Below are 10,673 nucleotides of genomic sequence, written 5' to 3'. Positions count from 1 at the left end.
CGCGGCAGCCTCGGCTGGCTGCGGCGCGGCCGCCGGCGCCGTACGGGCCTGCCGCGCGGAGGCGGGGCGGCCGCCCGGCCCGCCGGCCCGACGCCGGCGGAGCCTAGCCGGTCACCCGGCTCAGCGGGCCGACGTCGGTGACCCGGACGACGGCGCGGCCCTCGGCGTCTGAGGCGGTCAGGTCCACCTCCGCGGAGATGCCCCAGTCGTGGTCGCCCTCCGGGTCGGCGAAGGTCTGGCGGACGCGCCAGAGCGCGTGCTCCGGCTCCTCCTCGATCCGCAGCAGCCGCGGCCCGCGGGCGTCCGGCCCGGTGCCGAGATCCTCGTACTCCTCCCAGTACGCGTCCAGCGCCTCCCCCCAGCGCTCCGCGTCCCAGCCGGACTCCTCGTCCAGCGCGCCCAGCTCGTCCGCGTCGTCGAGCGCCGCCAGCTCCACCCGGCGGAACAGCGCGTTGCGCACGAGGACCCGGAAGGCGCGTGCGTTGGCCGTCACCGGCCGCACCTGGTCGGCGTGCTCCAGGGCCTCCTCGGCGGTCTCCTCCGCCGGGTTGGCCAGCTGCTCCCACTCGTCCAGCAGGCTGGAGTCGACCTGGCGGACCATCTCGCCGAGCCAGGCGACGATGTCCTCGAAGTCCTCGGACTTCCGCTCGTCCGGCACGGTGTGGTCCAGCGCCTTGTAGGCGCTCGCCAGATACCGCAGCACGATGCCCTCGGTGCGCGCCAGCTCGTAGAAGGAGACGAACTCGCCGAAGGCCATGGCCCGCTCGTACATGTCACGGATGACCGACTTGGGGGAGAGGGGGTGGTCGCCGACCCACGGGTGGCTCTTGCGGTACAGGCCGTAGGCGTGGGAGAGCAGTTCCTCCAGCGGCCTGGGGTAGCCGACGTCCATCAGCCGCTCCATCCGCTCCTCGTACTCGACGCCGTCCGCCTTCATCTCCGCGACCGCCTCGCCGCGCGCCTTGTTCTGCTGGGCGGCGAGGATCTGCCGGGGGTCGTCGAGGGTGGACTCCACCACGGAGACCATGTCGAGCGCGTAGGAGGGCGACTCGGGGTCGAGGAGGTCGAAGGCGGCCAGCGCGAAGGTGGACAGCGGCTGCTGGAGGGCGAAGTCCTGCTGCAGATCGACGGTCAGGCGCACGGTGCGGCCCTGTGCGTCGGGCTCGTCGAGCTGCTCCACCACGCCGCCGTCGAGGAGGGAGCGGTAGATCGCGATGGCCCGGCGGATGTGCCGCAGCTGCTTCCTGCGCGGCTCGTGGTTGTCCTCCAGCAGCCGGCGCATGGCGGTGAAGGCGTCGCCCGGGCGGGCGATGACCGACAGCAGCATGGCGTGGGTGACGCGGAAGCGGGAGGTGAGCGGCTCGGGATCGGCGGCGATGAGCTTCTCGAAGGTGTTCTGCGACCAGTTGACGAAGCCCTCCGGCGGCTTCTTGCGCACCACCTTGCGGCGCTTCTTCGGATCGTCGCCGGCCTTCGCGAGGGCCTTCTCGTTCTCCACGACGTGCTCCGGCGCCTGCGCCACCACCAGCCCGGAGGTGTCGAAGCCGGCCCGGCCGGCGCGCCCGGCGATCTGGTGGAACTCGCGGGCCCGCAGGGTGCGCACCCGGCTGCCGTCGTACTTGGTCAGCGCGGTGAACAGCACCGTGCGGATGGGCACGTTGACGCCGACGCCGAGGGTGTCGGTGCCGCAGATGACCTTCAGCAGCCCGGCCTGCGCCAGCTTCTCCACCAGCCGCCGGTACTTGGGCAGCATGCCGGCGTGGTGGACGCCGATGCCGTGCCGGACGTAGCGGGACAGCTGCTTGCCGAACCGGGTGGTGAAGCGGAAGTTGCCGATGAGGGCGGCGATCTCGTCCTTCTCGGCGCGGCTGCACATGTTGATGCTCGTCAGCGCCTGGGCCCGCTCCACCGCCTGGGCCTGGGTGAAGTGCACGATGTACACCGGCGCCTGCCGGTTCTCCAGCAGCTCCGTCAGCGTCTCCGTGAGCGGGGTGGTGCGGTACTCGTAGGACAGCGGGACCGGCCGGGTCGCCGAGCGGACCACCGCGGTGGCCCGGCCGGTGCGCCGGGCCAGGTCGTCCTCGAAGCGGGAGACGTCGCCGAGCGTCGCCGACATCAGCACGAACTGCGCCTGCGGCAGCTCCAGCAGCGGGATCTGCCAGGCCCAGCCGCGGTCCGGCTCGGCGTAGAAGTGGAACTCGTCCATCACCACCTGGCCGATGTCGGCGTCCCTGCCGTCGCGCAGCGCGATCGAGGCCAGCACCTCGGCGGTGCAGCAGATCACGGGCGCGTCGGCGTTGACGGAGGCGTCGCCGGTGAGCATGCCGACGTTCTCCGTGCCGAAGATCTTGCACAGGTCGAAGAACTTCTCCGACACCAGCGCCTTGATCGGCGCGGTGTAGAACGAGACCTCGTCCCGGGCCAGGGCCGCGAAGTGCGCACCGGCCGCGACCAGGGACTTCCCGGAGCCGGTAGGGGTGGACAGGATCACGTTCGAGCCGGAGACGACCTCGATCAGAGCCTCTTCCTGCGCCGGATAGAGGGAGATGCCCCGCTCCTCGGTCCAGGAGGAGAACGCCTCGAAGAGGTCGTCGGGGTCGGCGGTGGGCGGCAGCTGATCGATAAGGGTCACCCGTCCATACTGCCCTCCGCCGCCCCCGAAGTGTGAACCCCTCGTACGGCCGAAGATCAACCGCGCTAGGCTGAGCCGCCGACGAGCGGTGTGCCTGCGGCCAACGGCCGTTCACCACAGGCGCGTACGAGGGGTGGGGGAGCGTTCATGATGGGTCCAGCGCACTCGCTTTCGGGGGCGGCGGCGTGGCTGGGGGTGGGCGCGGCGGCCACCGCGGCCGGCCACGAGATGCCCTGGCCCGTGCTCGTCGTCGGCGCCCTCGTCTGCGCCGGCGCCGCCCTCGCGCCCGACCTCGACCACAAGTCGGCGACCATCTCCCGCGCCTTCGGCCCGCTGTCCCGCATCCTCTGCGAGATCATCGACAAGCTCTCCGCCGCCGTCTACAAGGCCACGAAGAAGCCCGGCGACCCGCGCCGCTCCGGCGGACACCGGACCCTGACGCACACCTGGCTGTGGGCGGTGCTGATCGGCACCGGCTTCTCCGCGCTCGCGGTGCTCGGCGGCCGGTGGGCGGTCCTCGGCATCCTCTTCGTGCACATGGTGCTGGCCGTCGAGGGGCTGCTGTGGCGGGCCGCCCGCGTCTCCAGCGACGTGCTGGTGTGGCTGCTCGGCGCCACCAGCGCGTGGATCCTCGCCGGCGTCCTCGACAAGCCCGGCAACGGCTCCGGCTGGCTCTTCACCGAGCCGGGCCAGGAGTACCTGTGGCTCGGCCTGCCCATCGTCCTCGGCGCCCTCGTGCACGACCTCGGCGACGCGCTGACCGTCTCCGGCTGTCCCGTCCTGTGGCCGATCCCGGTGGGCCGCAGGCGCTGGTACCCGATCGGTCCGCCGGACTTCATGCGCTTCCGCGCCGGCAGCTGGATCGAGCTGAAGATACTGATGCCGGCCTTCATGCTCGCCGGCGCCGCCGGCGGGCTCACCGCCGTGGGCGTCGTCGGCTGACGACGCCCCGCCCGGGCGCACCGGACCGCCGACCCGCCGACCGCCGACCACGGACTGCCGGGTCAGCCGTGCCAGGAGCGCCACAGCGCGGCGTACGCCCCGTCCGCCGCCACCAGCTCGTCGTGGCTGCCCAGCTCGCTGATGCGGCCGTCCTCGACCACCGCGATCACGTCCGCGTCGTGCGCGGTGTGCAGCCGGTGGGCGATGGCCACGACCGTCCGCCCGTCCAGCACCTTCGCCAGCGACCGCTCCAGGTGCCGCGCCGCCCGCGGGTCGAGCAGCGACGTGGCCTCGTCCAGCACCAGCGTGTGCGGGTCGGCCAGCACCAGCCGGGCCAGCGCGATCTGCTGCGCCTGCGCCGGGGTGAGCGCCGCGCCGCCCGAGCCGACCTCGGTGTCCAGGCCGTCGTCGAGCGCCTGCGCCCACTCGCCCGCGTCGACCGCGCCCAGCGCCGCCCACAGCTCCGCGTCGCCCGCCCCGGTGCGCGCCAGCCGCAGGTTGTCCCGCAGCGAGCCGACGAACACGTGGTGCTCCTGGTTGACCAGCGCCACGTGCTCGCGGACCCGCTCCGCCGGCATCCGGGCCAGCTCCGCGCCGCCGAGCCGGATCTCGCCGCGCCGCGGCGCGTAGATCCCGGCCAGCAGCCGGCCCAGCGTCGACTTCCCCGCGCCCGAGGGCCCGACCAGCGCCAGCCGGCTGCCCGGCCGGAGCCGCAGCGAGACGCCGTGCAGCACGTCGGCCCCGGCGCGGTAGCCGAAGCGGACCTCGTCGGCGTGCACGTCCCGGCCGCCCGGCCGCAGCGCCGCGTCGCCGGGGTCCTCCTCGATGTCCCGTACGCCCACGAGCCGGGCCAGCGACACCTGCGCCACCTGCAGCTCGTCGTACCAGCGCAGGATCATGCCCACCGGCTCGGTGAGCATCTGCGCCAGCAGCGCGCCCGTCGTCAGCTCGCCGACGCTCATCCAGCCCTGGAAGACGAAGGCGCCGCCGATCAGCAGCACCGAGCCGAGGACGACGATGTGGGTGGCGTTGAAGACGGGGAAGAACATGCAGCGCAGGTAGAGGGTGTAGCGCTCCCACGCCACCCACTCCCGGACCCGCCGGTCGGACAGCGCGACCCGGCGCGCGCCGAGCCGGTGCGCCTCCACCGTCCGGCCGGCGTCGACGGTCTCGGTCAGCGCCGCGGCCACGGCGGCGTAGCCGGCGGCCTCCGAGCGGTACGCGCTCGGCGCCCGTTTGAAGTACCAGCGGCAGCCCGCGAGCAGCACCGGCGCGGCCAGCAGCACCGCCACCGCCAGCGGCGGCGCCATCACCACCATCCCGCCCAGCACCAGACCGACCCACACCACCGCGATCGTCAGCTGCGGCACGGCCTCGCGCATCGCATTCGCCAGCCGGTCGATGTCGGTGGTGATACGGGACAGCAGGTCACCGGTCCCGGCCCGCTCCAGCACGCCCGGGGGCAGCCCCACGGACCGGACCAGGAAGTCCTCGCGCAGGTCCGCGAGCATCCGCTCGCCCAGCATCGCGCCGCGCAGCCGCACCAGCCGGATGAAGACCGCCTGCAGCACCAGCGCGAGGGAGAACAGCACCACCGCGCGGGTCAGAGGGAGGTCCCGGACCCCGGTCGACAGGTCCTCCACCAGGCCGCCGAGGAGGTACGGGCCCGCCATTGAGGCGATCACGGCGACCGCGTTCACGGCGATCAGCAGCAGGAACGCCGTCCGGTGCCGGCGCAGCAGCTCGGCCACGTAGCCGCGGACGGTCGCGGGCGCGCCCACCGGCAGGGTGGTCGCGGTGCGCGGCGCGGCCGGGTCGTACTCCGGCGGTCGCACGCCGATCATGCGGTCTCCTCCATCATCCGCGGCACGCCGCCCTCGTCGCGCACCGCGCCGCCGTCGCTCCGTGGGCTGTCGGCGGCGGCCTGCTTCTCGTCGTCGGTCTCCCGGGTGACCACGGCGCGGTACGCGACGTCGCCGTGCAGCAGCTCGCGGTGCGGGCCCTCGGCCACCACCGCGCCGTCCTGGACGAACGCCACCGTGTCGGCCCGGTCCAGCAGCAGCGGGCTGGAGGTGAACACCACCGTCGTACGGCCCGCGCGCAGCTCCCGCAGGCCCTCGGCGATACGCGCCTCGGTGTGCGAGTCGACCGCGGAGGTCGGCTCGTCGAGCACCAGCACCTCCGGGTCGGCCACCAGCGACCGGGCCAGCGCGAGGCGCTGGCGCTGGCCGCCGGAGAGCGACCGGCCGCGCTCGGTGATCGGCGCGCCCATCGGCTCGTCGCCGGCGTCCGGCACCCCGACCGCGGCCTGGGCGAGCGCGGTCAGCACGTCGCCGCACTGGGCGGCGGCCAGCGCGGCGGCGGGCGACACGGCGCCGGAGGCCGGTACGTCCAGCAGCTCGGCCAGCGTCCCGGACAGCAGCATCGGGTCCTTGTCCTGTACCAGCACCGCGGCCCGCGCCCCGGCCAGCGGCACGTCGTCCAGCGCCACCCCGCCGAGCCGCACCGACGGCAGCCCGCCGGGCTCCGCCGGGTGCCCGCCGAGCCGGTCGGCGAGCCGCCCGGCGGCGTCGGGGTCGCCGCACACCACGGCGGTCAGCCGGCCGGCCCCGGCGCGCAGCCCGGTCGCCGGGTCATGCAGCTCCCCGCCGAGCGCCCCGGCGTCCGTACCGGTGTCTGCGCCCGTGCCCGCCGCGGTACGGGCCAGCCCGAGCACGCGGGCGGCGCGCTTGGCCGACGGCCGGGAGAAGGAGTACGCCATCGCCAGCTCGGCGAAGTGGTGCATCGGGAAGAGCAGGAACGTCACGGCGCCGTACACGGTGACCAGCTCGCCGATCGTGATCGTCCCGTTCCGCGCGAGCCCCACCCCGTGCCCGACGACGACCACCAGCAGCACCCCCGGCAGCGCCACCTGCACGGCGTGGATCAGCGCCCACATCCGCGCGCTGCGCACCGCCGCGGTCCGCACTTCCTGCGACGCCGCCCGGTAGCGGTCGAGGAACAGCTCCTCGCCGCCGATGCCGCGCAGCACCCGCAGTCCGGCCACGGTGTCGGCGGCCAGCTCGGTCGCCCGGCCGGCCTTGGCGCGCTGGTCGTCGGCGCGGCGGGTGGCGTACGGCAGCAGCGGCAGCGGCGCCAGCGCCAGGACCGGCAGCGCGAGCGCCACGACGACGCCCAGCTCCGGCGCGTACACGACCAGCCCGGTGGCGACGGCGAGCGCGGTGACCAGCGCGGCGGTGAACCGCGAGAACGACTCGACGAACCAGCCGATCTTCTCCACGTCGCCGGTGCTCACCGCGACCACCTCGCCGGCCGCCACCCGCCGGGTCAGCACCGAGCCCAGGTCGGCCGCCTTGCGCGCCAGCAGCTGCTGCACCCGGGAGGCGGCGGTGATCCAGTTGGTGACCGCCGCCCGGTGCAGCATGCTGTCGCCGAGCGCAATGAGCCCGCCGAAGACGATCAGCAGCGCGCCGGCACCCGCCAGCCGCCCGCCGTCCCGGTCCACGACCGCCTGCACCGCCATGCCCACGGCCAGCGGCATCGCGCCGATGGGCAGCATCCACACCAGCCCCCACAGCAGCGCGGCGAGCTGCCCCCCGAGCTGCATGCGGCCGAGCCAGACGAGGAAGTGGTGCCCGGACCGGACATCGGGTTCACCGGGGTCCGTATGCGGCAGGTCGCGCAGCTGCATGGCATCCCAACAGGTCGTCTCGGGGCGTGGGGTGAGCCGTGCAAGGCTGTCGGGTTCCGGGTGCGGTTTTCAACCCGTTTTCCCTCGTGGCGTGACATTGCGGCCAGTGCGGCCGGCCGCCCGCCGCCCGGCCGCCCCGGTCGGCCGGGCGGCGTGTGACCATGGGCGTATGCGTGCATACGGGACGAGCGGGCGGCTGCCGCGCAGGACGGCCGCGGCGGCCGTCGGGCTGCTCCTGCTGGCCGGCTGCGGCGGCCCGTCCGGCGGGTCCGGCTCCTCCGGCGGGGACGGCAGCGGCGGCGGAACGGGCACGGGCGCCGGCGCGAGCGCGTCGCCGCGCACCCCGCCCGGCGGCCTCCCCGGCGTCGGCGCCCGGTGGAACGGCGCGGTGCCCGAGGACTCCCGCCAGGCCGTGGCCGTGTACGGCGAGGGCCCCGACTCCGCCGAGGCCACCGTCGTCCTCTACGAGAAGCGCGGCGGGAACTGGCGGCGGCAGGAGAGCTGGCCGGCGCACAACGGCCGGAAGGGCTGGACCGCCGACCACCGCGAGGGCGACAAGCGCAGCCCCGTCGGGGTGTTCACCCTCTCCGACGCCGGCGGCGTGCTCCCCGACCCGGGCGCGAAGCTGCCCTACACCCGCTCCCCGGCCTTCGCCGCCCCCCGCTTCTGGCCGAAGACGCACTGGAACGACTTCGACCTCGTCATCGCCATCGACTACAACCGCATCCGGGGCACCTCGCCGCTCGACCCCACCCGCCCGCGCGGGCGGGAGAAGGGCGGCTCGATCTGGTTCCACCTGGACCACGGCAGCGGCACGTCCGGCTGCGTCAGCATCTCCAGGTCCGGGATGACGGAGCTGCTGACGGCGCTGGACCCGGAGAAGGACCCGGTCGCCGTCATGGGCGACCGGGCCTCCCTCGCCGGTTAGCGGTCAGTCGCCGCGGCTCACGACCCGTCGGGCTTCTCCGAGTCCACGCCGGGGCGCTCGTCCTTCCACCCGCCGCGGGTGAAGTCCGGGAACCGCAGCGGCCGGCCGCCCGCCTTGATCGACAGGTGGCTGAGCGGGACGGGCGCGGTCCACGTCACGGCGTCGTAGACGTCGAAGTCCGGGACCAGGCCGAGCCGCATGCACTGCATCAGCCGGAAAACCATGATGTAGTCCATGCCGCCGTGGCCGCCGGGCGGGTTGGAGTGCTCCTTCCACAGCCAGTGGTCGTACTCCGCGAACTCCCCGAAGTCGTGCCACCGGTCGTCGGTGTGCGTCGGCTCCAGGTAGATGCGCGGCTCGTAGTCCTCGAACACGCCCTTCGTGCCGCCGAGGGAGTTGATGCGGCTGTACGGGTGCGGGGTCGAGACGTCGTGCTCCAACCGGATCACCCGCCCCTTGGCGGTCTGCAGCATGCTGAAGGTGCGGTCGCCCTTGATGTACGTCTCTTTCCAGCTCGGGTCCCCGGGCGGCATGTTCGCCTCGCGGTACTCGGCGAGGGCCAGCGCGGGGGTGCCGAAGCTGGAGATGTGCGTGACGCGGTCGCCGCGGCCGATGTCCATGTAGTTGGCCGCCGGGCCGAAGCCGTGGTTGGGGTAGAGATCGCCGCGCAGGCGGGTGTGCCACAGCCGGCGCCAGGGGCCCTCGTAGTAGTCGGGGTCGAACATCAGCCCGCGCAGGTCGTGGTTGTACGCGCCGGCGGCGTGCAGCAGTTCGCCGAAGAGCCCGGCGTGCGCCATGCGCAGCACCCGCATCTCGTTCTTGCCGTAGGCGCAGTTCTCCAGCTGCATGCAGTGCCGGCGGGTGCGCTCGGAGAGGTCGACCAGGTCCCACAGCTCGTCCAGGCGCATCGCGATGGGGCACTCGACGCCGACGTGCTTGCCGTTCTCCATGGCCGCCCTGGCCATCTCGAAGTGCCAGTCCCAGGGGGTGGCGACGTAGACGAAGTCGATGTCGGTGCGGGCGCAGAGCTGCTCGAAGTCGTGATCGCCCTTGGTGTACGTGGCCGGCGCGGGCTGGCCGGCGTCGACGACCTTCTTCGCGGCCCGCTCCACCTTGTCCGCGACCGGGTCGCACAGCGCGGTCACCCGCACGCCCTGCTGGGCGAGGAACAGGTCGATCATGCCGCCGCCGCGGTTGCCGAGGCCGATGATCCCGACCCGTACCGTGGTGTGGCTCTCGAACGGCACGCCGATCATCGTCCTGCCGCGCCGCGGCGGCGCGGCGGCCTCCGCCGCGGCCGCGCTCTCGGCGGCGCCGCCCTCCGCCGCGTGGGCCTGGGAGGCGCCGAAGGCCCCCAGGCCGAGGCCTGCTCCGGCGATACCCGCCGAGCGCAGGACCGAGCGGCGGGAGTAGCCGTCGTCGGAATCGCCGGGTCTCGGGGTGGCGTTCTCCTCGCGCATGCGTCCTCCGGATGGTGTGCGGTCGGTTCGCCGCCACCCTCGCCGGACCCGGGCACGCCCACAAGAGGTCTGCACCACTGGGAGGTTGGACTTACCGCCCGGGCCCGATGGACTTATCCGCGGCGCCCCGCACGCCCGCCGGCCGCGTGGCGCGCTCCAGCTCCAGCAGCACGGAGCGGTACGAGCGGCCGGTCGCCCGGTCCATGCCGATCTCGCACATCCGGTTCGCCGACAGGTGCGCGTCGTAGTCGCGGGCGGTGACCTCCGCGGCCTCCCGCGCGGTCGCGGCCGCGGTCAGCTCCTTGTGCAGCATGCCGCGGTCGCCGGCGAAGGCGCAGCAGGCCGCGTCGTCCGGCACCACGACCTCCTCCGCGACCGCCCCGGCCAGCGCGGTGAGCCGGCCGGTGTTGCCCAGGTGGCGCATCGAGCAGGTCGGGTGGACCACGGCGGAGGACGTCCGCCGCTCGATCGTCAGCCGGGGCAGCAGCTCGTCGGCGGCCCAGTCGAGCGAGTCCAGCACGGTCAGCCGCGCGTGCAGCTTGCGGCTCGACTCCGTCAGATACGGCACGACCTCGTGCGCGAGGCCGAGCGTGCAGGACGAGGCGTCGACGACGACCGGCAGCCGGGCGCCGTCCGTCCACCGCCACGCGGCCTCGACGATCCGGTTGGCCATCAGCCGGGTGCCGCCGTCGTAGCCCTTGGAGTGCCAGATCGTGGCGCAGCACGTGCCGACGACGTCGTCGGGGATCCACACCGGCCGTCCGGCGCGGGCCGAGACGGCGACGACGGCCTCCGCCAGGCCGGGGCCGTGCGCGTCGTCGGGGCCGCCGAAGATGCGGTTGACGCACGCCGGGAAGTAGACGGCGGCGGCGCCCTCGCGGCGGGTGCCGGGCGGCCGGCGCGCCGCGGGTCCGGGGATCTCCGGCAGCCACTCGGGTACGAGGTCGGGGCGCACCGCGCGGCGCGCCAGCCGGGTCGCGGCGCCCGGCACCCGGTCGCCGAGCCGGTGCGCCTCGGCGA

At 74.3% G+C, this 10,673-nt stretch carries 7 protein-coding genes; 2 read left to right on the top strand and 5 right to left on the bottom strand.

Annotation, left to right across the window (positions count from 1 at the left end; genetic code table 11):
- Positions 1–103: 103 nt before the first annotated feature.
- Positions 104–2,632, bottom strand: a complete 2,529-nt coding sequence (locus ABD317_RS27425) for a DEAD/DEAH box helicase (RefSeq protein WP_344293003.1) — start codon at positions 2,630–2,632, stop codon at positions 104–106.
- A gap of 147 nt (positions 2,633–2,779) precedes the next feature.
- Between ABD317_RS27425 and ABD317_RS27420 the strand changes: the two genes are divergently transcribed.
- The gene (locus tag ABD317_RS27420; protein ID WP_344293001.1) at positions 2,780–3,574 is read left to right on the top strand and encodes a metal-dependent hydrolase; all 795 of its coding nucleotides are present in this window, start codon (positions 2,780–2,782) and stop codon (positions 3,572–3,574) included.
- Positions 3,575–3,636: 62 nt separating this feature from the next.
- Here the strand turns inward: ABD317_RS27420 and ABD317_RS27415 are convergent, their stop codons facing one another.
- The gene (locus ABD317_RS27415; RefSeq protein WP_344292999.1) at positions 3,637–5,418 is read right to left on the bottom strand and encodes an ABC transporter ATP-binding protein; all 1,782 of its coding nucleotides are present in this window, start codon (positions 5,416–5,418) and stop codon (positions 3,637–3,639) included.
- Positions 5,415–7,265: an ABC transporter transmembrane domain-containing protein gene (locus ABD317_RS27410; RefSeq protein ID WP_344292997.1), complete on the bottom strand. Its 1,851-nt coding sequence runs from the start codon at positions 7,263–7,265 to the stop codon at positions 5,415–5,417. Before ABD317_RS27410 ends, ABD317_RS27415 begins: the two co-directional genes overlap by 4 nt.
- Positions 7,266–7,434: 169 nt before the next feature.
- Here ABD317_RS27410 and ABD317_RS27405 point away from each other — a divergent pair, with 169 nt between their 5' ends.
- Positions 7,435–8,193 (top strand): L,D-transpeptidase family protein, encoded by a 759-nt coding sequence (locus tag ABD317_RS27405; RefSeq protein ID WP_344292995.1) that lies wholly within the window; start codon positions 7,435–7,437, stop codon positions 8,191–8,193.
- A gap of 17 nt (positions 8,194–8,210) precedes the next feature.
- Here ABD317_RS27405 and ABD317_RS27400 read toward each other — a convergent pair whose 3' ends face one another.
- The gene (locus ABD317_RS27400; RefSeq protein ID WP_344292993.1) at positions 8,211–9,653 is read right to left on the bottom strand and encodes a Gfo/Idh/MocA family protein; all 1,443 of its coding nucleotides are present in this window, start codon (positions 9,651–9,653) and stop codon (positions 8,211–8,213) included.
- Between the two features lie 91 nt (positions 9,654–9,744).
- The coding region (locus ABD317_RS27395; protein WP_344292991.1) for a heterodisulfide reductase-related iron-sulfur binding cluster at positions 9,745–10,673 on the bottom strand (929 nt) is incomplete at its 5' end.

The sequence above is a fragment of the Streptomyces synnematoformans genome (genome assembly GCF_039531005.1).
Lineage (GTDB): Bacteria > Actinomycetota > Actinomycetes > Streptomycetales > Streptomycetaceae > Streptomyces > Streptomyces synnematoformans.
Note: the sequence above shows the minus strand (reverse complement) of the source record. Positions and strands in the feature narration are given on the sequence as shown.

What these genes read in the sequence shown, in the direction of transcription:
- ABD317_RS27420 (WP_344293001.1), top strand. Translation starts at nt 2,780, where the DNA reads ATGATGGGTCCAGCGCACTCGCTTTCGGGGGCGGCGGCGTGGCTGGGG.
- ABD317_RS27415 (WP_344292999.1), bottom strand. Translation starts at nt 5,418, where the DNA reads ATGATCGGCGTGCGACCGCCGGAGTACGACCCGGCCGCGCCGCGCACC.
- ABD317_RS27410 (WP_344292997.1), bottom strand. Translation starts at nt 7,265, where the DNA reads ATGCAGCTGCGCGACCTGCCGCATACGGACCCCGGTGAACCCGATGTC.
- ABD317_RS27405 (WP_344292995.1), top strand. Translation starts at nt 7,435, where the DNA reads ATGCGTGCATACGGGACGAGCGGGCGGCTGCCGCGCAGGACGGCCGCG.
- ABD317_RS27400 (WP_344292993.1), bottom strand. Translation starts at nt 9,653, where the DNA reads ATGCGCGAGGAGAACGCCACCCCGAGACCCGGCGATTCCGACGACGGC.